The following is a 20,496-nucleotide window of genomic DNA, read 5'->3' on the forward strand; positions in this document are numbered from 1 at the left end:
AAAAAAAAGCCGACGAAGATAGGCAGCAGGACCATCGTTATAGCCAAGCCGAACTTGGCAATGGTCATATAGACGAGGGCGAGAATGAACAGGATGCAGTTGATGAGGAAGAGGCCAAAGCCCTGCAAGATCATGCCGAACTGATACCAGCTCACGTTCTGCATTAAGGCCGACACCTGACCAACGTTGTTATACAAAGCGTCTAGCATCGAAGGCGTGGACTGTCCGGCCATGATCGTTGACGCTGCGCCTTCCATGAACGACGTGAAAAATCCATAGATGCTCTGGCCTAAACCGCCCCAATTCAAGGCCGAGAACACGGCCGTTGTCATGAAGGCTTTCGAGAGCACCGCGTTCCATTTCATCGGCTCGTATCCGGCATATATCTTGTAGCCGTATATCGCCCAATACAGCACCGCCACCAAATAGATCGGCGTGGAAATCGCGTTTGCAAGAGCTGGATAGATTTGTGTCAGGAACGAGGTGGTAACGCCGTCGGCAGACCCAATCATTCCCTCAATGGTCAGTGTCGCCATTGGTTGTCATCCCCATAAACGTGCTTGAAATGCGCCAACACGTCGGGTGATTTAATGTCCGCCTCTGTAAGCGTGACGCCGGTATCGGCCTTGACCTGTTGAATCACTTTGACAACGCAGCTCGGAATTAACCGCCCGCCGAACGATGGATCTTTGTTGTACAGCTCGGCAAAGCAGTGGCCGGGGAACCAGCGCGCAACGGCCACCTTGTCCGCAGTCAGAAGGGGATTCCCACCGTTCTGCGTCTCGACGGAAGGTGATGGCGTCGGCATTCCTTGCTGCGGTACTGGCATCGGTATGATCGGCTCGCGACTCATGATCTTAAGCAGGCCGTAACCACCGATGAGCACAACGGCCGTGCCCATCAAAATCCATGTCCAGAGGGCCTTAGGCATTTGCTTTGCTCCCATAGTTACCGGTGTTGAGTTGCTTGAAGTCGCACGCACACGGCGACTTGTCGGACTTGTTCGACGTAGTTGCGCAGCCGGCCAGAACCGCCCCAAGGACCAACACGGCGAAAAGACGAATGCCCTTTTTCATCAGCCACAACGGAACCCATGCCGGTGCGGTAACAACTTTCAAAAACATGAGGACCTGTTTCATTTGGTTGCTTCCTTTGTCGGTGGACTGGTTTCTCGCATGCGAGAAAGCGGTTATTTCTTCCACTGGTAGAAGTTCTGGTTTGCGGCCGTGGCTTGGTTCTGCTGGTTCACCATGTTGGCTTGTAGGTTCATGTTCATCGCGTTCAGCTTCGCCATCGCGCTTTGCATCATCCCGTTCTCGCCCGCAATGCGGTTCTGCAAGTCCTGAGCGTCCTTGATGTTCACCGTCGTATCGACCTGCTGGCTCATGCGCGCCAGATTGTTGAGGTGCGTCTGCACTTCGGCATACAACGAGTCGCCACCGGCCAACGCAGCCCGCACGGCATCGGTACTCATCTTGTACGTCGTGGCGTTCTGGGCCTGCGGATTGGCGAACAGGTCTTGCGGCATCGTGTTGATGAGCTTCTCGTAGGCGGCCTGCTTCGACCCGAACGCCCCACTCTGTTGCTGAGCAACGACTTCCTGCCACGAACCAGGCACCACCGAGGCCGAGCTGATGGAATCGCTCAGGCCCATTTGCCCACGGCCATAGCTGCCCGTGACGGCGGCGTACTGATCCTTGAGGGTTTTGTATTGCTCCTGCAACTGCTGAAACTGCTGTTGCAACTGGAGCACCGTTGCCATATCGAAGGTCGGGATGCCGGTAGCGAAGGTGGGCACCGATGCGCCGAGGGAAGCGGCCAGCGCGAGGGCGACGAGGGTCTTTTTCATGGTCATGCTCCTTTCTGCTTGAGGTTGTGCGTGTTCTTGGCAAGTGCACGCTCCATAAACACCGGCACCCACTGTTCGGGATCGTCGGTTTCCAGCTCACGAATGATTTCGTCCATGAGCGCCACACCCTTGTCGTTGGAGGACAGCACAGGGATGAACGCGGGCATATCGGAGAGATCGAACTTCGCCTTGATCGACTCGTTACCGCGCCGAATCAGGAACGTCCGGTTCTCGGGAGGGGTGTCACGCACGAACTCGTACTCACCCGGCGTTAGGCCGAGCACGTCAACAAGGTCAGTACGGTTGGCTTCGCCGTTCGGCAAATAGATCTTCGTTGCCGTCTGCTTCTGGATCGAGTCCGTTTCGCAGTAGAGGTACTTGGCATCCGGCGTGACAAAGACCAGCAGACCGTTCTTGCGGCGAATCTGCATGATGTAACTGTCGATCTTTTCGCGCCAATACGCGTGCTTGACGAGGTTCTGCCCTTCTTCCAGCACGAGGATGAACGGCTCGCCGTTCATCGACTGCTCGATGCGATGGAAGGGGTAGCTCAGCACGACCGGCAGCTCAGGCCGAGCCGAGCCGTCCTTGATGAGCTGCCGCATCTCGTAGCAGTAGTGCCGGCACTTGGTCAGGTCGATGTTGTCGTGCGCGTTGTCGAACACGCCCCAGTTCGCGCCCTCGATGCCGTTGGCTCCGTGCCATACCCGCATGTCCTTCGCCAACTCGCCTTGGCCGAAGCACCACGCCACGTTGCGCAGGCGGCGATCTGGATAGGCCAGCGCGTAGTTCTCGTGGACAGCCTTCTTGAAGCGATCAATGTCATCGGGCACGAGCTTGCCGCCGTAGCATGTGCGCATGAGCGTGAGCAGCTCGACCAGATAGGCGCGGTTCTCCGGCGTATCGGGCAACTTCATCGGATTCCAGCCCGTATTGCCCTGCACGGTCAGCGTCGTGTGCTGGCCGCCCATTGCACGCATGAACACCTTTGCGCCTTCGCGGTTATCAAACCAGAACACACGCGGACGGGCCTTGTCGGCCATCGCAATGAACGCGGCCAGCAAGGTTGTCTTACCTCCACCGGTGTCCGCTGTGAGCGCCAAATGACCGGCGACCATCCCTTCCATTTCGCGATGGAAGTTGAAGTAGTAGGCCGTTCCGCTTTCTGTCTCGAAAGGCATGATGGCCGGCCCCCACAGGTTGCCGTCGATCTTGCCGACTGCGAAGTTGTGCAACGAGGCGAAGCCGGCGAAATTGCCCGACTTGATCTTGCCGCGCCGGCCCATGAAGTGCTGCGCCTGACCGGGAAGCTGCGCCCAAAAGAACGTCTCCACCGCGAACCACTCTCGCACCGGCTTGACGCCGAGATTCACGAACGCTTTCTTGAGCAGCCCGACCGCACCGTCGAGATCGGCAATCGTCTGCCGCTTGTTCTCGATAGGATCGGCAAATTGCGTCGTGGCCGGCACATGCACGAGCATGGTCAGGTGATGCAGACCATTGACCGAGCGACCGCGCGTCAAGTCTTGCAGGCCCTTGGTAATCTCGTCCTTGTCCTCTTCCGCCACGCCCTCACGGTCATTGACCGCGATACGCCGGCGCTCCTGCCGCATGTCGTGCTCGGCGCTGATCCGGTCGGTAAAGAAGAACGACTGCGTGATGATGTACTCGACCGGCTGCTTGAGAAATTCGTCAAGCATCCGCGACGGCGTGCGAGCCGGCCACTCGGCCATGCTCAGCATGGCCCCGGCCCGCGTGCCGCTCAGGTTCTGGACGGCCATCATGTTGCTGAGCATCTTGAAGTCGAGGGACGACACCGCGAGCGTGCGGTCGAGCTGCATCTCCGTGACCGGCACGCGTTCATCTTCCAGATTGACCAGGTAGTGCAGGAAACCACCGATCTCGGTGAAATCCTCACCGAGATAGTCGAGCACTTCATCGCGGCGATACACGTCGTGATGACCGTGGGAGCGCTGGAACTCTTGCCAGCTCATCTTGAATCGCTCGACGGCAAGCTGCGCATCAGCACGGCTTACCCTATCGAGAACGAATTCCGGCCGCCGCTGGATGCGCAGCTTACGAGCACCGTAGCCCGACAAGGTTTGAACGACGAGGTTAGCGGCTTCGTTGACGTCTTTTGCCTGTTCCTCGAACGATTCAAGGTCTTCTTTCGTGACCTTGGAGCCTGACAGCAATGAAAACGCGCGATCCAGGATGCCGGGCGCACCTTGTCGGAAGCGGTTGCGGACGATGGAGATGTAGATTTCGTTCACATAGAACGAGCGCTTGTTATAGCGCTCGCGCCACGCCTGATTGAAGCGCCGCGCGAACCATGTGCCGCCCTCTCCTGCCGGATACAGGTTCACCTTGCGGCGGATCAGGTGGACATAGACGCCCCGGTCGCTGTTGGCGATGGAGCGCAACACCGTGTTGCGCCGGCGCTCGAACTGCTTGATTTGCTCGGCAGTCAACGACTCGAAGTACAGGCCGTCGAGCTTGATAACCTGCACCAGACCGTCATCCTTGGTGATGACCGATTCGTCGTCGTAGTGAACGGTGTACGGGATCATGTCGCTTAAGGCCATTTCCTTGGCGTCGGCGGCGGCACCTTCCGGCACCGGCATCGACAGCGACATGTCGAACTTCTCTTTTAAAACCTCAACGAGGCGCATAGCGTCGGCATCCCCAAAAACGTTTATTCGGACACGTTTTTAAATGGGTTGCGGCCGACATGATGTCGAACAGGTACACGTCTTTCAGGCAGACCAGATAACTGATCAGCAGTAAGACCGGAATCAATACCGCCGCCCAAAGTGATCGCGTGATTAACGCGGCCATGCCGGGGAAATAGAAGCTCATCGCAAGACTGGCCAGGGTCAACCCGCCCACCATCGTGGGGCGGGTCATCGCAGCGACGAGCGATTCCCCTTCATCGTGGAATTGCTCCTCGGCACTCATTGGATCGAACCGGAGGAACGCGCCTTGAGGTCGGAAACGATGTTCGGCGCGAAGAACACAAGGCCGATACCGAGCCCCCAACCGCCGAGCGTCATCAGGTCGATGCGGCCCGACTTCCAACGATACCCTTGGATCGCCAAGGTGATGATGCCGATGTAGTAGCCCCACTCATAAATGAGCAATTGCGTGATCGACTTCAGGAAGGCGGTGATCCCGCCAAACGTGCCACCGGCGTCTTGTGCATATGCGAGCTGCGGAAGAAAGACGAGGGCCATCACGAGGGCGTTCGCGGTCAGACCGAGTGCCTTGTCTACCTTGTCGCCCTTGCGCGGGCCTACTGCCGTGTCCTTTTCAATCGCTTCGTTCTTTTCCATTCTGAAACCTCTCAGATTGTTAGGTGTGCTACGGGGCAAAAACTACGAACACGGTCTTTGTGTGCGGGCAGCTCTCCTTGATGAAATCCACAGCTATGTCCAAGCGTTTCCAGAGCTTGGTTTTACCAAGCGCGGTAACGACCTCATAAGCTTTGTTGTGCGTGGGTAACTTCACCGTCATCCGCCACCACCGGCTGCTCTCGTGCTCCGCCTCAACCAGATAAACCGCATAGTCCGGTTGAGCCTCATCGAGCACCGCCAGCTCTTTCTTGGTCAGGGTGAGCATTGCTTCCTCATCGTTGAAAAACAAAGAGGGAAGTAATGCCACGGTCACGTTCAGCTTTCCACGCTTGGGAGCGGGATAGAGCCGAGGAAAGCGGGGGGGAATCTCTGTGTGCGAGAACAAAGGTGCGCATCGCGTTCCTTTCGTTGGTCGTGGGTCAGGAACCCGGCGACGGTGTTGGCTCTGCCAGAAAACTGCTCCAGCAGTTGCATCACGTTTCGCCGAGGTTTCTTTTGACGCTATCAGCCTCGATCCAGATCAGAACCCGCTCATCGAGACTCGTGTCGGCAGCAGCCATGCGCCTCGCCAAGGACCGACCTATGCCGCGAGTTCCGTTGCAAATCGCGGCGACAGTCGAGTACGGGATACCCAAAGCAACGGCTGTTTTTGCCGCCCCCCCGTGGCGCTCTACGTACTCGTTCCAGTAAGTGCGAGGATTCACGCCGAAACTACTCTTTAAGTATAGCGCAAAACTATACAAAAAGATTAGCAGCTATGCAATCAATTTCTCTAGTCTCTAGTTTCAACCTATGAGCACTCTATCCGACAACCTCACCGCCCGCAGGGAACTGCTTGGGCTGAACATCCCCCAAGTACATGCTGCGCTTACGCTGCGCGGTGTGTGCGTGGCCGAATCTACCGTCTACAGCTGGTTCAATGGCAGTAGAGGGGTAGGGAAGATAAGCCACTTGAAAGCCCTGTGCGAAGTGCTCCAAACGGACTTAAATAGCCTTACTGACGGCACACTCGGCAAGGCAGCAGGCTCTGTCGCCGCTGATATCGTGCGCGAGCTTGCTGGACTGAGCGAAGTTCAGCAACAAGCAATATTGAGCACCATCAAGGCGATGAAGGCGGCGTAAAGCGCTAGCTGGTAGCACTCAGCAACGCACCACACGAGGCAAGAGTTGACGGAAAAACAATGAACTCAGCATAAATTGCTACACAATACGAAGAGTAATTATACAAATTGTGTTGCGCGGGATGTGCCCATAAAGTATAGTAACTTCACAAAAAAGCTTGAACCGGCGCGCGACAAGCCCCCGCCGTTTAGGGCGGGTAGGATAGCCAGGCCAGGCCAGGCCAGGCCAACGCCTTGCCCTACAGCCTACCGGGGGGCGATACTGCTGCGAATTTTAACAAACGCGGTGGCTGCTCGCATAGCGAGCAGGGCGCCGAAAACGAAAAAACCGCCCTTGCAGGGGCGGCTTTTTCATCACTGGGCTGGCGGGAAAAACCAGTACCAATGGGCTAGTCACATAGCTCCATCCTAATCCCGCCGGCGAAGCCGTGCAAGAGGGAAAAGGATGCAAAGGCCAAAACGCCGACCACCTTGCCCCGCTGCCGTTCATCGGCGCGGGACATGCCAGCAGTAGACACAGGCCCCCACGCTCAAGGCCCAGAACCGACCGCTCCCAGCGGCAGGCCGCACAAGCGTGTGCACTGGCGTCAGCCCAAGCCGCTGGCCGGCAAGAAGCGCCGGCCGGGCGTACTGGACGCTACTCGCCATGGACTGGTGCGCGCCCTGGAAGAACGGAAAGGCGCGTGGAAGCGGATTCGCCACAACGTCATCGTGGCCGGTTATGCCCTGGACAAGGCGCTGACGCGGGTGCGCGGACTGCGCAAGGATGGGGCCGACTCGTTGTTGGCCATGGCCGTAGCGCTGCTCTACCTGGCCGACGTGCGCACCGGCTTTGTGGGCAAGCCACGCCAGGGCGGCGGCCCCTGGCAGCGCTACACGCTGCCCGACCTTGCTCAGCTCGCCTATGGCGGACAGAGCGACGCCGAGCAGCGGCGCGCACGGCGCTCGCTCGACATGATGGTGAGCCTTGGCTGGGCATTCCCCACCAAACAGGTGCGGCGGCACACCAAAGACGCCGATGGCGGCGACCTGTGGTGCAGTGAGGCGGGCGTGCGCCGGCTCAACTTCCAGCGGCTGTGCGACATGGTGGGGACGAGCAGATTGCTCAAGCGCGATCGCAAGCACGCCGACCAAGCACGCGGCACAGGCGTTGCGTCCTTTACGCAGGCGCAAGCACGCCGTCAGCCGACCCAGGAGTCGCGCACCACGTCGCGCAGGCGCGATACCCGCCCTGCGGCGCACCGCGCCACGGGCGCCCCGCCAGGCGACGCACAGAGCGCCGTGAGGCACATTTCCGACATCCTCGCCCTGTTCAACTAGCCATCGCCGGCAGGCTCGCCGCTGCCCGATGCCGCAAAAACAGACATGTACGCCGGCAAATCTGCCGCGAAAAGGCGAGCCGCACCGCTTACGGCGACCTCGATCACCGAGCCGTACCCCTCAACGCCATGCCCCGCGCCAAGTTATCCACCGTGGTGGGGGATAAGCCTGTGGAGAAATAGCGTTATTTGTCCTGTTTATTTGGCAGGCCATCCAGTCAACCTTTGGTTGAAAGCACAGTCAGCAGAAAATCAACAGCAGATCGGCGTCGCCGCCGCTACGCGACGCCGACAACGTTAGAAGCTCGATAGAGGGGCTGCGCCCCTCCCACCGCCACTGCGGATGCTCCAGCTCGGGAAACCAAACCAAATGAGCGCACAGTAGCGGCGGTTCCCTCCTGCAAAGAGCAACAACGGGTCAGCAGGGAATGATTAACCGGACTTCGAGACAGGGCATGACCCTGGAACCGCTGCCGACTTCGGGTGGTCTACGCTTAAGAGCGGTCGCCGTGCGCTACGCGCACAAAAGAGCAGATAACGGGGTTCGGGGAGCAATGGAACAGCCAACTCACTTAAACCAAGCCGGAACCGCCGAAAATTCCGGGACGGCACCCGGTAAGCCGGAATCCCAGATTTTTCCGACCACATGGCAGGCGGTCGCGCACCTGGTCAGATAACGCCAACGACCAGCAGGAGCGCCCTGTCTATCGCTTTCATACGCTCATCATCGAGGCGGCCAAACGGTTCGCTGATCTTGGTGCGAGGCAGCGTTGAGAGCTTGTCCACCATGACCTGCGAGAGCGCGCGCAGCCCGTTGGCCGGGTTCGGTTCCACGGTGACGCGGAACGCGGCATTGCGCAGGTCGCTTGTCACCGGGCACAGCACGACGCTTTCCAGGTCGGTGAGCAAGTCGGATTGAACGACCAAGGCGGGCCGTGGTTTGCCATAGTCGCCCTGCAATGAAACCGTCACAAGGTCGCCCCGCTGCATCACTCCCAGCCCTCAACGTGCGTTGCGGCCTCTTCGGTGAAGCGCAAAACCTCGGTTTCTGCCGGGTCGCCCTTCAGGTTTTGGCACTGCTTGCGCACTTGCGCCGCGAACTCGGGAGAGCGTGTGTCGGGCACCCAAAACTGGACAGGCCGTAGCCCCGCAGCGCGCATCCGCTCGCGGTGCCGGGCTACCTTTGATTCGTGAATTGATGACATGGTGCTCTCCATTGGTTGCATGCGTAGTTACATGATGCCGCGCATGCAACCAAAACGCGAGTACGGATAACTCGACTGAAAAGGGGCCAGCCGACATGCGTGTAAAAATGACTCGCAAAATCCAATTTTTCTCGTAAAAACATGACGTTGCCAGATAAAAGGCTTCCACCGGTTCCACGGTAATCCCCGTTCCGGGTTACATATTGAACTTCGTTATCCATGTGCACATATAGGTATGTATATACCTATATCCCGTTGAGGAAGGCTTCCAGCGCCTCGATCACGATGTCCTTCTCCGTGACGCGGACGCCCTTCTCTTCGGAGCGCTTGAGTGCTTCGCGGCGCAGGCGATCAGCCAGCTCCTCGGGGAAGTTGAAGATTTTTTGCACCCGAGCGCGGCCGTAGCGCTGCGCTTCCTCGGCAGCGGGCGGTGTGGCGGCCGGTGGCGTGGCCACGGCCGCAGGGGCTACCAGCGGCTTTTCTGCCTTGTCGGCCTCCCCGCCTTCGAGGAAGGCGGTCGGGTCTTTGGGCGGCTTGAACTGGGCCGTGTTGGGCTTGCCCTTCATACTCATTGCATCACCTCCTTGAAGAAGGCTTCCATCTCGGCAATGGCGGCTTGATCGCGGCCTAGCTCCTGAACGGTCGCACCCTCACCGATGGCACGGCGAAAGGCCACCCGCTCGCAGACTTTTGTAGGTAATACAGTCAGCTTCTGCTCGGCTAGGAATTCCAACATCTCGGCCGCATCCTTGGTGCGCGGATCGATGCGGGTCAGGAGCACGCGCACGTCCAGCTCAGGGTTATAGTCGCGGGCCAGCTCGACAACTTCGAGCAAGTCGGTCATGGCCGCTGCGTCCAGATTGGATGCACCGACCGGGATCACGGCACGCTGGGCCAACAGCAGCGCGGAGCGCAGGCCCACAGAATCACGGCCACCCGCATCAACGACGACATGCTCAAAGCCGGTGGCCAGTTGCTTGCCTTCGCTGAGGATCGCCTTGCCAGCGAGGCAGGTGGTGGTGGGTGACGGGTCGTACTGCGTCTCACGACGCCATGCTGCCCAGCTCGCGGCCGAGGCCTGCGGGTCGCCGTCGATCAGCAGCGTCTTGCCCTGACGGGCGAGCATCACTGCCAGATGCACGGCGGTCGTGGTCTTGCCGACGCCGCCCTTGGTGTTGACACACGCGAAGACCATGGGTGCTCCTATCTATGTATATACATACCGATGGGCAGCGCAGCGACTGGCCATCGGCCTGCGGGGTGCATCCCCGTCCCTTTAACTCTATAAGTATATATATACCTACCTACCGAAAGTGAATGGCAGCAGACTTTCGCGCTTCAAGATCATTCGTCACCGCGACAAAGAGGGGATGTAAGCCGGAACCGCCGAAATTTCCGTCATCCCAGCTCCAGTCCGGCCACGAGCGCATCCAGGTCGATGATCTTGCCGCTCCTCTGGAAGGTGTAGTGCCCGTTCAGCAGGATGTGCCGCCATGCCGTCGGCGCCGTTTTTTGCCTGCTGCGCACTGTGCCAGCCCTCCGCCGACCCCCACCCCCCACCGGATTCCGCCGCACCGCGCCGACCGCCAGTCGGAAACGGGCTGCAATCAGTTGTTTGGTAATAAGAATAGTTGTATTATTATTACCAAACAAACCCGTCGGAGTTGCACATGGACCCGTCCCAAGACGCACGTGATCGCATCCTTACAGCCGCTGACTCGCTGTATGACCAGGCCGGGCGTGAGGTTTTTCCAACCGTCGATGCCGTGCGGAAGGCGGCCAAGGTCAACATGAACGACGCAAGCACCGTCATGAAGGAGTGGCGGCGCATGCAGACCCGCCCAGCAGTGGTGGTGCAGGTGCCCGAGGCGGTACAGCAGGTCGCCAGCACGGCCGTGCTGGCGCTGTGGCAGGCCGCCCAGGACGCCGCCAATGACGCACTGCGTGCCGCCCAGGCTGGCTGGGAAGCAGAGCGACAGGAAGCGGATGCGTTGAGCCAGCAGATGGCCGACGCCTACGAAGCCCAAGCACTTGAGCTAGAAGCGGCCCAAGCACGCATTGCCGAGCTGGAAGCGGCCATGCAGCAGGCCGTCACGGCAGCGGCCGCCCACCAGGCCGCGATCGACCAGGTGCGCACCGAGCTGGTGGACCTACAGCAGCGGGCCAGCACGGCTGAGGCCCGCGCCAGCGAGCTACGCACCGAGCTGGATCGGGCGCACCTGGTCGCCGCCGAGCAGCGTTCCGCTGCCGGCCAGGCCCGTGAGGACGCCGCGACTTTGCGCGGTCGCTTGGCCGCTTTCGAGGGGATGGCCACCTCGCCCGCCCCAGTCAAAGCCGCCCCCGGCAAGGGGATGTAAGCCGCGCCGCCACGCGTGCATCCACGTTGATCATCTGCCCTGCCAGGATGCTGGTTTTGTTTGGGTATCCCTTTGTCGAACCATCAAAAGCCGGTACTCTGTTGCCAACCGTGCGACCCTAAACAAACCGGTTCACCGAATCGACCCTAACCGTACCGATGACCACCTTTGTCCGCGCCTACCTGCGCGCCTCCACAGACGAACAGGATGCCCAGCGTGCTCGCAGCGGCTTGGATCAGTTTGCGCGCGATCGGGGCGTTCGCATCTGCAACTACTACGCTGAGAACGCGTCCGGCGCACGCCTGGACCGAGCCGAGCTGTTTCGGTTGCTGGCCGACAGCCGGCCGCATGACGTGTTGCTGGTCGAGGACGTGGATCGTCTGTCGCGTCTTGGCAGGGCCGAGTGGGAGAAGCTGAAAACGCTGATCCGCGAACGATCGGTACGCGTGGTCGCGGTCAATGTACCGACGACGTGGCAGCACTTGGCCCCCCTGCAAAACGAGTTCGACGCTCGCATGTTCGGTGCGATCAATGACATGCTCCTGGACATGCTGGCCGCCATCGCTCGGCGCGATTATGAACAGCGCCGGCAGCGGCAGGCCCAAGGCATCGCGAAAGCCAAGGTCGCAGGCAAATATCGAGGCCGCCAAATCGACCGGGCGCGCTACGGTGCGATCAATCGGCTGCTGGCCAGCGGCAGCTCGTGGAGCGTGGTGCAAAAGACTGTGGGATGCAGCCGCAGCACCATCAGCCAGGCCGTCAAACACGCAAAGCTCAGCGCATCGGCACCGAGCACCGAACTCATGGCGGCGGCATCGGTTGCCGTGATTCTCTGGTTCCATGTCGAAAACGGGAGTAAGTTCACCCGAGGCAAAAAGCGGGTTCGGGAGGACATCGACTACCTGATCGCCACCTCACACAAGAGCACAAAGCTCAGTGATACCGAATACCGACTGGTGATTCGTTACGCCGACGATGCGGATTTGAAGCAGCAGATCAACGATCTACTGCACGAAATCTTGCATTTGGCCGACCTGCGCAACTGCGTGGTCGATGACATGAGTGTCAAGAACGAGGCAACCGGTTCGTTCTGGGACGAATGCGATGGCGGCTGGAAATGAGAGACGGATTTTTCTGGGGTTCCGGCTTACAACCCCTCTTAGGCGGTACAATAGTAGTTAGTTCGCTTAAGGAGTTCATCGTGACCATGAAAGTTTTTCTGCATACCCGTAGCCCAGAGCACCGGGACTGGCTCAACGAGAAGCGAGAGTTCGCTCGAATCCCCGTTGTCGGCGAGCACGTCGCTATTTCCAGCGACGGTCCTTGGTTCAAGGTGGAGCTTGTGGTTCACACCCCCTTTCCATGCGAGTTCGATGCTGAGGTCTACGCCGTTGCAGTAGATCACCTGCAGGTTCTCAACGAGGCGTTGGATGGCTAGCAGCGCGGCGTCGCGATCTAAGGGCGTGTCCTAGATTTTGTGTAACCGGGCCACAGGCAGGAGACTGCCACCTAACCCGGAGACACCATGAGCCCACGCACACATGAGGTACCCGACGAGCTGCTTAGCAGCCTGTTGGTCAACTACACCAAACCCGAGGATCTGATCGGCGAGAACGGCCTGCTCAAGCAGCTGACCAAGCGGTTGGTGGAGCGGGCGCTGGACGCGGAGATGACCGAACACCTCGGTCATGACAAGCATGAGCCGGTCGCCAACGCGGCCGGCAACACGCGCAACGGACGCAGCCGCAAGACGCTCAAGGGCGAGTTCGGCGAGCTGCCGATCGAGATTCCGCGTGATCGCCACGGCAGCTTCGCGCCACAGCTGATCCCCAAGCACCAGACCCGCTGGGCCGGCTTCGATGACAAGATCTTGTCGTTGTACGCGCGCGGCATGACCGTGCGCGAGATCCAGTCGCACCTGGAGGAGATGTACGGCACCGAGGTGTCGCCGAGTCTGATTTCCTCAGTCACCGATGCGGTCGTCGAGGAGGTCAAGGCGTGGCAGGCGCGGCCACTGGATCCGGTCTATCCGATCGTCTATCTGGACTGCATCCACGTCAAAGTGCGCGAGGGCGCGGTGCGGGTCAAGGCGGTGTACCTGGCCATCGGCATCACCATGGGCGGCGAGAAGGAAGTGCTGGGCCTATGGCTGGCGCAGGCCGAGGGTGCCAAGTTTTGGCTGCAAGTCGTGACGGAGCTACGCAACCGCGGGGTGCAGGACATCTTCATTGCCTGCGTCGATGGCCTGAAGGGGTTTCCCGAGGCGATCGAGGCGGTGTTCCCGCAGACCACCGTGCAGCTGTGCATCGTGCACATGGTGCGGCACAGCCTGAACTACGTCTCGTGGAAACGCCGCGCCGAGGTTGCCGCCGATCTCAAGCGCATTTACGCCTGCGCCACCGTCGAGGAGGCCGAGCAGGCACTGACCGAGTTCGAGGCCAAGTGGGACGCCCAGTACCCGCCCATCAGCCAGTCATGGCGGCGCAATTGGTCACGACTGATCCCGTTCTTCGACTACCCACCGGAGATCCGCAAGGTGATCTATACGACCAACGCCATCGAGTCGGTCAACATGAGCCTGCGCAAGCTGACCAAGAACCGCGGCGCGTTCCCCAGCGACGAAGCCTTGATGAAACTGTTCTACCTGGCTCTGCGCAACATCACCAAGAAATGGACGCTGCCGATCCGCGACTGGAAGGCTGCGCTGAACCGCTTTACGATCCAGTTCGAGGGGCGACTTCCTCAGCGGTAACCCAAACCACGGTTACACAAAATTCTGCACACGCTCCGATCTAACAACTCAATCAAGCCGAACTGGTTTCGCCAGTCGGCTTATTTCGGGCTTTAGGCATCGAAAGGGGGATATATGCAGATGTTGGCCGCGGCAAAACTTCGTCAGGCATGGGGAGACTCGCCCTGCGAGCACCCGCACATTGAGCAGGAATATCACTTGGGATCTAACACTGGCGAGTACGTTTGTACACAATGCGGAGAGGCAAAAGAGGGCTCCGACTGGAATAGACGGATATCAGATGCCTAACAATTCGTTCAAGCCGAAGTTGCTAGCTTGCTGTCAGCAAAGAATTTCCCACGAATTTTGCACACGCTCCCAAAATATCCGCTAAATGTAGGACCTGTATGGGTCTAACTTGTGGGGTCTACCCCATGCCGGCCAGCCTGGCCCCAACGAAGCCGCCCACCACGCCGGCGACAAATGCGAATCCAGCCAGCAGCAGCACGAACCGCCGCGCCTTGCTCTCAAGCGCCGCATTCGCGGCGACGAGCTGCGCTGCGCCGCTGTTGAGCTGATTCCCGATCTGCGCGGCCGCGTGTCGGCCAGCCTCAGTCAGCTTTTCGGCGTTCTTGTCGATGACCGACTCGAAATTGAGCTTGGCGGCCAGGAACGCCTTGCCGGCCGCGTCCGTTGTTGCCTTCTCGATCTTTCCGGCCAGCGCCTGATCTGCTTGCTCGAAGCGACGCACGATGGCGTCGGCATCTTGCAGCAGCTCGGCCATGAGCGCTTCGCGGGCCGTGGATACGTGACTCCCCATAACGCCTCCTCACTTGAACAACGCCTTGTAGGCATCATCGAGGTTCTTGTTAGCCGACTTGGCGAGCCACTTCGCCGAGATCATGTTGATCGCGTGCGCCTTGGCGTCCTCGTCCTTGGCTTCACGAAGCATTGCCCGATAGTCCGTTTCATCGGCCACGATTTCCGAGACGGTCTTTTTCAGCGTCCGCAGCCGGTCGAAAATCTCGTTCTTGAATACCACGGCTTCTGGTCGCAGCGTGAAGCTCTTGGTTTCTTCGTGCAGGCCAAAGATCATCCGAAACAGGCGCGGCACGTCGTTGGCGTCTTCCAGCTCGACCTTGTTGAACACCACGCGGATTTTTTTCGCCGGCACGCCGAGGCTGGTGAGTGTCCTGATAGTACTTAGCGTATCGGCTTGCTGCTTCTTCTCGCTAACGGTCGGAACGACGTAGTAGTCGAACTCTTCGTGGGACCCCTCGAACTGGCCCATCTGCTTGATGAACTCTTCGACGTTGGATGCACCCACGTCCACGATGGCCGAATCGAGTGTCATCAGGTCCTCTTGCAGCCCGCCGTAGTCCTTGCCCTTGAAGCGCTGTGCGTCGGTGTCCGCTGATGATCCGGCATTGATCGTCTCAATCTCGAATTTCGGTGCGTTCATACGCGGCGCAAGCAGGTGATCAACCAGCGTGGTCTTCCCCGGGTTTCCACTGAAACTAATGACGGCAACTTTCATTTGCGGCTCCTTTCTTTCTGCTTGGCCAAGCGCTCATATCGCGCGATGTCCTGTGCCTGTTTTGCCGGGTCGGGTTTCATCAGGCGGTCAAGCTCCTGCATCGAGATCGGGCCACGCGGTGTAGGCGGTTCCGACGAATATGTTTCGTCTGAAACAGATTCGTCGGATTGGGATGATGCCGGCGTCGGTGTGCCAGCCGACCGTGAGCCAACAGACTCCGTCTGCTGTCTCACGGTCTTTGCTTGATGCTTCTTTCGGTATCGGTACAGGTACGTCTTGAGCGTCTGAAACGTCAGGTCGAAACCGGCATCGGTCAACGCTTTGTGAATCGTCCGGAGCTGCACACCTGCTGCGAGCTTCTTCTCGATCTCCGGCATCACTTCCCGTAATTGCGCCGCTTTGGTGGTCGGTTCCGTCTGCCTGACTGCCTGTTTTGCGTCTGGCTTCGTCATTGATGTCCCACCGTCGTCATATTGTTCTCTAACTGTACGCTAGTTGCACCCCAATTGTCTTCATAAAGGCAACCTTTTGGCCGCTATTCGTATCCAGTTAGTCATCTATCCGTCCATATAATGTCTACTTTGTGTCTCCATCGCCCCTGCGGCCTTCGGCCTATGCGACCTGTACGCCCTTAACCCCTAGAGATTCCGGTCCTTAACAGGCCCGAAATCTCAATACACATTACGCACCCCCTACGGTGGTACAAAAGGCTTGTGAGATATGGCTTCAGGCCAGATTCTCCCCACATTGAAGTCAATATTGTTTCAATAGGAATTTGCCGGAAAGCCTTATCAAAGCTAGCCTAAGCTCTATTGAAGAATCAATAGAGTAAAAACGCCGATGAGTACCGCAAAATCTGTGTCCGTTTGGTACACGGAGGACGAGCGCATCCGGGTGGAACAAGCGGCCGCTCTGGCCGGCTACAAGCACCTGTCGAAGTACATCCGCGACAAGTCTCTCGACCGTGGCAGCCATCGCGAGTCGAGCCGCGACAGCATGGAAGCATGGGCCGACCGACAGGAACTTGTCGGCCGTTTGGCCGAGATCGAGCGCAGCCAGAAAGGCGCGCATGCGCTTCTGGCGATGCTGCTTTTTCTGGTGCGCAAGAAGGCGACCACGGGCGAGGTCAACGAGCTGGTTCTCGCATGCGAGAAATCCGGCGTGCCGGCCGACGTGCTGGCCGCCTCCCTGCCCGAGCTGGCCGCACTGCTAACCCGCTTTACGGAGGATTCGTAATGTCACCAAAAGGAGGCGGCAAAGGTAATGCCCCAGTATATACTCGAAACAGCAGGCAAACAGGAGGCCCGTTATGTCAACGAAAGCCGTTTTCACGATGAAGCTGGAACCGGAGTTGCGCGACACGTTCATGGCCGAAGCCGCCGCAGATGACCGCCCGGCGGCGCAGGTCGTGCGCGAGCTGATGCGCGACTACATCACCCGCCGTCGCGAGGCACGGGAATACGACGAGTTCGTGCGTCGCAAAGTGCAGGTCGCTCGCAAGCAGCGTGACGCCGGCCTGCACTTCTCCAATGAGGAAGTGGAAGCCGATGCAGCCGCGCGCCGCGTGGACCTGCTACGCCGCGCCGGAGAGGCTGGATTGTGAAAGTCCGCTGGATCGCGGCCGCACGTCAGGACCGCGCCGATATCATCGATTACATCGCGGTAGAGACCCCCCGCGCAGCGCTCAAGATGGATGATCTTTTCAGCGAGGCAGCCAAGCGGCTGGGAGAGTTCCCCAAGCTCGGCTGCACCGGGAAAATTCCTGGTACTCGCGAGCTTATCCCGCATGAAAGCTACCGGCTCGTCTACGAAGTGGACGAAGCTGCCGACACGGTATGGGTGATGACCCTTATCCACACAGCGCGCCAGTGGCCCCCGGCACGGGACGACTAACGATGGTGACAAAACGAAGCTGGCCAAGCACGTCAAATTTGCGGCGCACCGTGCTTGCATTCAAGCTTTTGCCTGCTTTAGAAAACGCTCACACCCCAAGGAAAGAGGAAACATGAAGTTGTTCAGCGCGGCCGTCATCGCCATGTCGGCCTTATTTGTCACTCAGGCCCATGCACAGCAGCAGCCCGTGAACACGGGACTTGGCGAGTGCGTGGACTTCGTCATCTTTGCCTCCAGCACGCTCACCGGTCAGGTCAACGGCACCACGTACCCCTTCGTGTATGGCCCAGCCACCTATCTGGACAAGCCGGGCAGCACTGTCTACATCCAGAACTATTCGTGTGCCTCCAACGACATCCCTGGGTTGTACTCCAGAGTGTCCATGGTCAGCCACGAGATGGGCCACCTATACCTGGATCAGGGCTGGGTGCTCGGCACACGGGAGGACTACATCGCCAAGGCCTGCACAAATGAAGGACGGGCCGTGCTCAACAACTCCACGGCGCGCAACGAGATCCTGGATACCTCCCAGGGAGGCGCCGACATCAGCCTGATCGCGGCGAACGCTCCGGCGCTGCTGTCCACGATCGCCGCCGGGGGAGCCGATCTGGCGCAACGTGTGGGTGATGCATTCTGCGAGGCTAATGTCACGTCCACTACCGGTGAGAACTACAAGGTGTACTACGGCAACGAGTACGACAAACTCAATCCCCCTTCGCAAGAGGAGCAATAAACCATGAAGACTCTCGCCGCCGCCCTTGGCGCGCTCGTCCTCGCGACTGCTCCGCTCGTGCTTGCCGCAGCCGTACCGCGCGCCTCCGCCGCCGCTGAAAAGCAGCTCTGGGCTTTCTCGGAAAAAATTGCATTGGCTCTTCCAGGGAATGGAAAAGACGTACTGACGCTCGTCTCCCCCCGCCCCGACTCGGTCGCCATGACCAATGGGCAGAAGACTCGCAAGCCGTCGAAGCAAATCGCTCCGTCGCTGTTCGCGTCGAACGCCGTGGTGGTCATGGGCGCGGACAATCGCGCAGATTCGGCATCCTTCGAGGTGACGGGCAGCTGCGTCTCGATGGCATCGCTGCGGAAACAGTATCCGAGCCTCATCGTGATGGACTACGCGCGCGGCGTCAATGAGCATGCCGTCTACACCTTGGGCGCGCAGATCGGCGATGCGATCGTCGCGTACTCGTTTCCTGCCAGCAAGCTCGATTGCATGAGCCGTGTGTTCATCACGCCCGCAAAGATCACGAAGAACAAGCTCGGAATTGAATAGACGACGAGCATGAAATTCGAGGGCAGCGGTCTTATTTCAATACGCTGACGTACGAGGCCGTTTGCTCCGGGGTGACATCGGGGGCACAGACCACCGGCCAGGTCGAGGCGGGAATCAATGCCGTGATCGCGGCACCGACGACGAGCCGCTGGCTTAAGGCCGCGCTCGCCGATGCGCTGCACCGCGATTGCGTTGATGCGGCCCACGATGCCGAGCTGCTGGCCGACCTATGGGGTCGCCGCTGCGATTCCATTCTCGGGAGGGTGTAAGCGATGCAGAAGCACGAAGCCGAGGATGCCACGCTGTTCTTTGGCGTTAGTTTGCCGATTGCTGGCTGGCTCGCCGGCACGTATGCAGCGAATGTGCCGCTGTCACCGTTCCCGCAAGCGCTCACCGCTGCGCTACACGCGACGCCGAACAATCCGTTCATGGTTGGCGGGGTTGTGGCCGGGTTGGGACTGGCCGCGACCACCGGGTATCTGTTCCACGAGTACGGCGACGATGGGTTCCGGGGCGCACCGTATCGCCGCTGGATGCGCGGCTCGCAGATGGCGAACTGGCACAGCGTAAAGAGCAAGGTCAACGCGGCCAATCGCCGGGAGAATCGCCGGCGACGGGCCGAACAGAGGGGCGCGAAGGATTTGCCCCCCATCATGATCGGCCCCATGCCGATGCCGCTGCACCTTGAGAACCGTAACACGCTGATTTGCGCGTCCATCGGCGCGGGCAAATCGGTTGCGTTGGAAAGCATGATCTCGTCGGCCGTGAAACGGCGCGACAAGATGGCCGTGATCGACCCGAACGGGACGTTCTATTCGAAATTCAGCTTTCCCGGCGACACGATTCTCAACCCGTTTGACCGTCGCTCGTCGGGCTGGACGCTGTTCAACGAGATCAAGGGCGTGCATGACTTCGACCGGATGGCGAAAAGTGTCATCCCGCCGCAGATCGATCCAAGCGATGAACAGTGGTGCGCCTATGCGCGTGACGTGCTGGCCGACACCATGCGCAAGCTGGTCGAGACGAACAACCCGGATCAAGACACGCTGGTCAACCTGCTGGTGCGCGAGGATGGTGAAGTCATCCGCGCGTTTCTCGCCAACACCGATTCGCAGGGCTACTTCCGCGAGAACGCCGAGAAGGCCATCGCGTCGATCCAGTTCATGATGAACAAGTACGTGCGGCCGCTGCGCTTCATGACCAAGGGCGATTTCTCGCTGCATAAGTGGGTGCATGACCCCAACGCCGGCAATCTGTTCATCACGTGGCGCGAGGACATGCGGGCCGCGCAGCGCCCGCTTGTGGCGACATGGATCGACACGATTTGCGCGACGATTCTCAGTATCTCCGACGACGCGCAACACCTCTCCCGGCGTCTGTGGCTGTTCCTCGATGAGCTGGAATCGCTCGGCAAGCTCGAATCGTTCGTGCCGGCCGCCACGAAGGGCCGTAAGCACGGGCTGCGCATGGCGGCCTCGATACAGGATTGGGCGCAGCTCGATGAGACCTACGGCAAGGATGCGGCCAAGACCTTGCTAGGCTGCTTCCGTAATTACCTCATCTTTGGCGCGTCGAACGCGCTCAATGCCGACAAGGCGAGCGAGATTCTTGGCAAGCAGCACGTCGAGCGCATCCAGATGACGACCAACGCAGGGGGAAGCGGTGGAGGCGGCCGCAGCCGCCATGTTGTCGCCAGTCCACCGGAGCCGGTGGTATTGGACTCGGAAATCTCAAACCTCAAGGACCTGGAGGGCTACGTCATGTTTGCCGAGGACTTCCCCATCGCGAAGATCAAGCTGCCCTACGTGAAGTATCCGCATCGCGCGGCCGCCATCGACATCAAGTGACGGGGGCCGGG

The 20,496-nt window shown here is 59.6% G+C and carries 29 protein-coding genes; 13 read left to right on the forward strand and 16 right to left on the reverse strand.

Features of this window, described 5'->3' with window-relative positions:
• From LN450_RS00005 to LN450_RS00040, 8 genes are all read right to left on the reverse strand, one after another.
• Window positions 1–536 (reverse strand): type IV secretion system protein (locus LN450_RS00005; protein ID WP_228892578.1); only part of this gene is annotated, 536 nt, incomplete at its 3' end.
• A complete protein-coding gene (locus LN450_RS00010; protein ID WP_011345606.1) occupies window positions 524–931 on the reverse strand; it encodes a hypothetical protein in 408 nt (135 codons plus the stop codon). The genes LN450_RS00005 and LN450_RS00010, both read right to left, overlap by 13 nt.
• On the reverse strand, window positions 924–1,124 hold the full coding sequence (locus tag LN450_RS00015; RefSeq protein ID WP_228892582.1) for a hypothetical protein: 201 nt from the start codon (window positions 1,122–1,124) through the stop codon (window positions 924–926). The genes LN450_RS00010 and LN450_RS00015 overlap by 8 nt, the downstream gene beginning before the upstream one ends.
• Window positions 1,125–1,189: 65 nt before the next feature.
• Window positions 1,190–1,855, reverse strand: coding sequence for a TrbJ/VirB5 family protein (locus LN450_RS00020; protein WP_017161282.1), 666 nt, complete (start codon window positions 1,853–1,855; stop codon window positions 1,190–1,192).
• A complete protein-coding gene (locus LN450_RS00025) occupies window positions 1,852–4,485 on the reverse strand; it encodes a VirB4 family type IV secretion/conjugal transfer ATPase (protein ID WP_011345608.1) in 2,634 nt (877 codons plus the stop codon). The genes LN450_RS00020 and LN450_RS00025 overlap by 4 nt, the downstream gene beginning before the upstream one ends.
• A gap of 22 nt (window positions 4,486–4,507) precedes the next feature.
• The gene (locus LN450_RS00030) at window positions 4,508–4,807 is read right to left on the reverse strand and encodes a VirB3 family type IV secretion system protein (RefSeq protein ID WP_041854933.1); all 300 of its coding nucleotides are present in this window, start codon (window positions 4,805–4,807) and stop codon (window positions 4,508–4,510) included.
• Window positions 4,804–5,181 carry a TrbC/VirB2 family protein gene (locus tag LN450_RS00035; protein ID WP_011345609.1) on the reverse strand — a complete coding sequence of 126 codons (378 nt, stop codon included), beginning with the start codon at window positions 5,179–5,181 and terminating at the stop codon, window positions 4,804–4,806. Before LN450_RS00035 ends, LN450_RS00030 begins: the two co-directional genes overlap by 4 nt.
• Window positions 5,182–5,209: 28 nt before the next feature.
• Window positions 5,210–5,491: a hypothetical protein gene (locus LN450_RS00040; protein WP_041854934.1), complete on the reverse strand. Its 282-nt coding sequence runs from the start codon at window positions 5,489–5,491 to the stop codon at window positions 5,210–5,212.
• A 503-nt stretch (window positions 5,492–5,994) separates the two neighbouring features.
• Here LN450_RS00040 and LN450_RS00045 point away from each other — a divergent pair.
• Complete coding sequence (locus LN450_RS00045; protein ID WP_007967027.1) at window positions 5,995–6,324, forward strand: hypothetical protein; 330 nt, start codon at window positions 5,995–5,997, stop codon at window positions 6,322–6,324.
• Window positions 6,325–6,824: 500 nt separating this feature from the next.
• Complete coding sequence (locus LN450_RS00050) at window positions 6,825–7,643, forward strand: hypothetical protein (RefSeq protein WP_011345581.1); 819 nt, start codon at window positions 6,825–6,827, stop codon at window positions 7,641–7,643.
• Window positions 7,644–8,311: 668 nt separating this feature from the next.
• On the opposite strand, the gene LN450_RS00055 is transcribed toward LN450_RS00050, so the two are convergent.
• From LN450_RS00055 to LN450_RS23130, 5 genes are all read right to left on the reverse strand, one after another.
• A complete protein-coding gene (locus tag LN450_RS00055; protein ID WP_017159824.1) occupies window positions 8,312–8,635 on the reverse strand; it encodes a type II toxin-antitoxin system PemK/MazF family toxin in 324 nt (107 codons plus the stop codon).
• A complete protein-coding gene (locus LN450_RS00060) occupies window positions 8,632–8,847 on the reverse strand; it encodes an antitoxin MazE family protein (RefSeq protein WP_011345582.1) in 216 nt (71 codons plus the stop codon). The genes LN450_RS00055 and LN450_RS00060 overlap by 4 nt, the downstream gene beginning before the upstream one ends.
• A gap of 245 nt (window positions 8,848–9,092) precedes the next feature.
• Window positions 9,093–9,419: a hypothetical protein gene (locus LN450_RS00065; RefSeq protein WP_007974207.1), complete on the reverse strand. Its 327-nt coding sequence runs from the start codon at window positions 9,417–9,419 to the stop codon at window positions 9,093–9,095.
• Entirely contained in the window at window positions 9,416–10,042 is a 627-nt protein-coding gene (locus tag LN450_RS00070; protein ID WP_007974205.1) for a ParA family protein, read from the reverse strand. Before LN450_RS00070 ends, LN450_RS00065 begins: the two co-directional genes overlap by 4 nt.
• 203 nt (window positions 10,043–10,245) lie before the next feature.
• Entirely contained in the window at window positions 10,246–10,374 is a 129-nt protein-coding gene (locus tag LN450_RS23130) for a hypothetical protein (protein ID WP_017159821.1), read from the reverse strand.
• A gap of 143 nt (window positions 10,375–10,517) precedes the next feature.
• On the opposite strand from LN450_RS23130, the gene LN450_RS00075 reads away from it, so the two are divergent.
• The 4 genes from LN450_RS00075 to LN450_RS00090 all read left to right on the forward strand — a co-directional run bounded on the left by LN450_RS00075 (window position 10,518) and on the right by LN450_RS00090 (window position 13,956).
• Window positions 10,518–11,204, forward strand: a complete 687-nt coding sequence (locus tag LN450_RS00075) for a DNA-binding protein (protein ID WP_007968793.1) — start codon at window positions 10,518–10,520, stop codon at window positions 11,202–11,204.
• A 158-nt stretch (window positions 11,205–11,362) separates the two neighbouring features.
• Window positions 11,363–12,325 carry a recombinase family protein gene (locus LN450_RS00080; RefSeq protein ID WP_011345584.1) on the forward strand — a complete coding sequence of 321 codons (963 nt, stop codon included), beginning with the start codon at window positions 11,363–11,365 and terminating at the stop codon, window positions 12,323–12,325.
• An 86-nt stretch (window positions 12,326–12,411) separates the two neighbouring features.
• The gene (locus LN450_RS00085; RefSeq protein WP_046935364.1) at window positions 12,412–12,642 is read left to right on the forward strand and encodes a hypothetical protein; all 231 of its coding nucleotides are present in this window, start codon (window positions 12,412–12,414) and stop codon (window positions 12,640–12,642) included.
• Window positions 12,643–12,729: 87 nt separating this feature from the next.
• Entirely contained in the window at window positions 12,730–13,956 is a 1,227-nt protein-coding gene (locus tag LN450_RS00090) for an IS256-like element ISXax1 family transposase (protein WP_011345585.1), read from the forward strand.
• Between the two features lie 406 nt (window positions 13,957–14,362).
• Here the strand turns inward: LN450_RS00090 and LN450_RS00095 are convergent, their stop codons facing one another.
• Genes LN450_RS00095 through LN450_RS00105 form a run of 3 tightly spaced genes read right to left on the reverse strand, consistent with a single transcriptional unit; the run spans window position 14,363 to window position 15,924 of the window.
• Complete coding sequence (locus LN450_RS00095; protein WP_041854930.1) at window positions 14,363–14,719, reverse strand: hypothetical protein; 357 nt, start codon at window positions 14,717–14,719, stop codon at window positions 14,363–14,365.
• Window positions 14,720–14,764: 45 nt separating this feature from the next.
• On the reverse strand, window positions 14,765–15,472 hold the full coding sequence (stbB, locus tag LN450_RS00100; RefSeq protein WP_046935361.1) for a StbB family protein: 708 nt from the start codon (window positions 15,470–15,472) through the stop codon (window positions 14,765–14,767).
• Entirely contained in the window at window positions 15,469–15,924 is a 456-nt protein-coding gene (locus LN450_RS00105; protein WP_011345589.1) for a hypothetical protein, read from the reverse strand. The genes stbB and LN450_RS00105 overlap by 4 nt, the downstream gene beginning before the upstream one ends.
• Before the next feature lie 388 nt (window positions 15,925–16,312).
• Here LN450_RS00105 and LN450_RS00110 point away from each other — a divergent pair, with 388 nt between their 5' ends.
• The 7 genes from LN450_RS00110 to LN450_RS00140 all read left to right on the forward strand — a co-directional run bounded on the left by LN450_RS00110 (window position 16,313) and on the right by LN450_RS00140 (window position 20,485).
• Window positions 16,313–16,708: a hypothetical protein gene (locus tag LN450_RS00110; RefSeq protein ID WP_011345590.1), complete on the forward strand. Its 396-nt coding sequence runs from the start codon at window positions 16,313–16,315 to the stop codon at window positions 16,706–16,708.
• 97 nt (window positions 16,709–16,805) lie between these two features.
• On the forward strand, window positions 16,806–17,075 hold the full coding sequence (locus tag LN450_RS00115; RefSeq protein WP_033481412.1) for a hypothetical protein: 270 nt from the start codon (window positions 16,806–16,808) through the stop codon (window positions 17,073–17,075).
• Window positions 17,072–17,365: a type II toxin-antitoxin system RelE/ParE family toxin gene (locus tag LN450_RS00120; protein ID WP_011345592.1), complete on the forward strand. Its 294-nt coding sequence runs from the start codon at window positions 17,072–17,074 to the stop codon at window positions 17,363–17,365. Before LN450_RS00115 ends, LN450_RS00120 begins: the two co-directional genes overlap by 4 nt.
• 112 nt (window positions 17,366–17,477) lie before the next feature.
• Complete coding sequence (locus tag LN450_RS00125; protein WP_011345593.1) at window positions 17,478–18,098, forward strand: hypothetical protein; 621 nt, start codon at window positions 17,478–17,480, stop codon at window positions 18,096–18,098.
• A 198-nt stretch (window positions 18,099–18,296) separates the two neighbouring features.
• Window positions 18,297–18,638: a hypothetical protein gene (locus LN450_RS00130; RefSeq protein WP_029561219.1), complete on the forward strand. Its 342-nt coding sequence runs from the start codon at window positions 18,297–18,299 to the stop codon at window positions 18,636–18,638.
• A gap of 71 nt (window positions 18,639–18,709) precedes the next feature.
• On the forward strand, window positions 18,710–18,907 hold the full coding sequence (locus LN450_RS00135) for a hypothetical protein (protein WP_011345595.1): 198 nt from the start codon (window positions 18,710–18,712) through the stop codon (window positions 18,905–18,907).
• 3 nt (window positions 18,908–18,910) lie between these two features.
• Window positions 18,911–20,485 (forward strand): type IV secretion system DNA-binding domain-containing protein, encoded by a 1,575-nt coding sequence (locus LN450_RS00140; RefSeq protein ID WP_011345596.1) that lies wholly within the window; start codon window positions 18,911–18,913, stop codon window positions 20,483–20,485.
• Window positions 20,486–20,496 lie beyond the last annotated feature (11 nt).

It is taken from the genome of Xanthomonas euvesicatoria pv. euvesicatoria (assembly GCF_020880415.1).
In the GTDB taxonomy this organism is placed as follows: Bacteria; Pseudomonadota; Gammaproteobacteria; order Xanthomonadales; family Xanthomonadaceae; genus Xanthomonas; species Xanthomonas euvesicatoria.

Coding starts and splice junctions, on each gene's coding strand:
- LN450_RS00010 (WP_011345606.1), bottom strand. CDS start 931: ATGCCTAAGGCCCTCTGGACATGGATTTTGATGGGCACGGCCGTTGTG.
- LN450_RS00015 (WP_228892582.1), bottom strand. CDS start 1,124: ATGTTTTTGAAAGTTGTTACCGCACCGGCATGGGTTCCGTTGTGGCTG.
- LN450_RS00020 (WP_017161282.1), bottom strand. CDS start 1,855: ATGACCATGAAAAAGACCCTCGTCGCCCTCGCGCTGGCCGCTTCCCTC.
- LN450_RS00025 (WP_011345608.1), bottom strand. CDS start 4,485: ATGTCGCTGTCGATGCCGGTGCCGGAAGGTGCCGCCGCCGACGCCAAG.
- LN450_RS00030 (WP_041854933.1), bottom strand. CDS start 4,807: ATGAGTGCCGAGGAGCAATTCCACGATGAAGGGGAATCGCTCGTCGCT.
- LN450_RS00035 (WP_011345609.1), bottom strand. CDS start 5,181: ATGGAAAAGAACGAAGCGATTGAAAAGGACACGGCAGTAGGCCCGCGC.
- LN450_RS00045 (WP_007967027.1), top strand. CDS start 5,995: ATGAGCACTCTATCCGACAACCTCACCGCCCGCAGGGAACTGCTTGGG.
- LN450_RS00050 (WP_011345581.1), top strand. CDS start 6,825: ATGCCAGCAGTAGACACAGGCCCCCACGCTCAAGGCCCAGAACCGACC.
- LN450_RS00060 (WP_011345582.1), bottom strand. CDS start 8,847: ATGTCATCAATTCACGAATCAAAGGTAGCCCGGCACCGCGAGCGGATG.
- LN450_RS00065 (WP_007974207.1), bottom strand. CDS start 9,419: ATGAGTATGAAGGGCAAGCCCAACACGGCCCAGTTCAAGCCGCCCAAA.
- LN450_RS00070 (WP_007974205.1), bottom strand. CDS start 10,042: ATGGTCTTCGCGTGTGTCAACACCAAGGGCGGCGTCGGCAAGACCACG.
- LN450_RS00075 (WP_007968793.1), top strand. CDS start 10,518: ATGGACCCGTCCCAAGACGCACGTGATCGCATCCTTACAGCCGCTGAC.
- LN450_RS00080 (WP_011345584.1), top strand. CDS start 11,363: ATGACCACCTTTGTCCGCGCCTACCTGCGCGCCTCCACAGACGAACAG.
- LN450_RS00085 (WP_046935364.1), top strand. CDS start 12,412: ATGAAAGTTTTTCTGCATACCCGTAGCCCAGAGCACCGGGACTGGCTC.
- LN450_RS00090 (WP_011345585.1), top strand. CDS start 12,730: ATGAGCCCACGCACACATGAGGTACCCGACGAGCTGCTTAGCAGCCTG.
- LN450_RS00095 (WP_041854930.1), bottom strand. CDS start 14,719: ATGGCCGAGCTGCTGCAAGATGCCGACGCCATCGTGCGTCGCTTCGAG.
- stbB (WP_046935361.1), bottom strand. CDS start 15,472: ATGAAAGTTGCCGTCATTAGTTTCAGTGGAAACCCGGGGAAGACCACG.
- LN450_RS00105 (WP_011345589.1), bottom strand. CDS start 15,924: ATGACGAAGCCAGACGCAAAACAGGCAGTCAGGCAGACGGAACCGACC.
- LN450_RS00110 (WP_011345590.1), top strand. CDS start 16,313: ATGAGTACCGCAAAATCTGTGTCCGTTTGGTACACGGAGGACGAGCGC.
- LN450_RS00115 (WP_033481412.1), top strand. CDS start 16,806: ATGAAGCTGGAACCGGAGTTGCGCGACACGTTCATGGCCGAAGCCGCC.
- LN450_RS00125 (WP_011345593.1), top strand. CDS start 17,478: ATGAAGTTGTTCAGCGCGGCCGTCATCGCCATGTCGGCCTTATTTGTC.
- LN450_RS00130 (WP_029561219.1), top strand. CDS start 18,297: ATGACCAATGGGCAGAAGACTCGCAAGCCGTCGAAGCAAATCGCTCCG.
- LN450_RS00140 (WP_011345596.1), top strand. CDS start 18,911: ATGCAGAAGCACGAAGCCGAGGATGCCACGCTGTTCTTTGGCGTTAGT.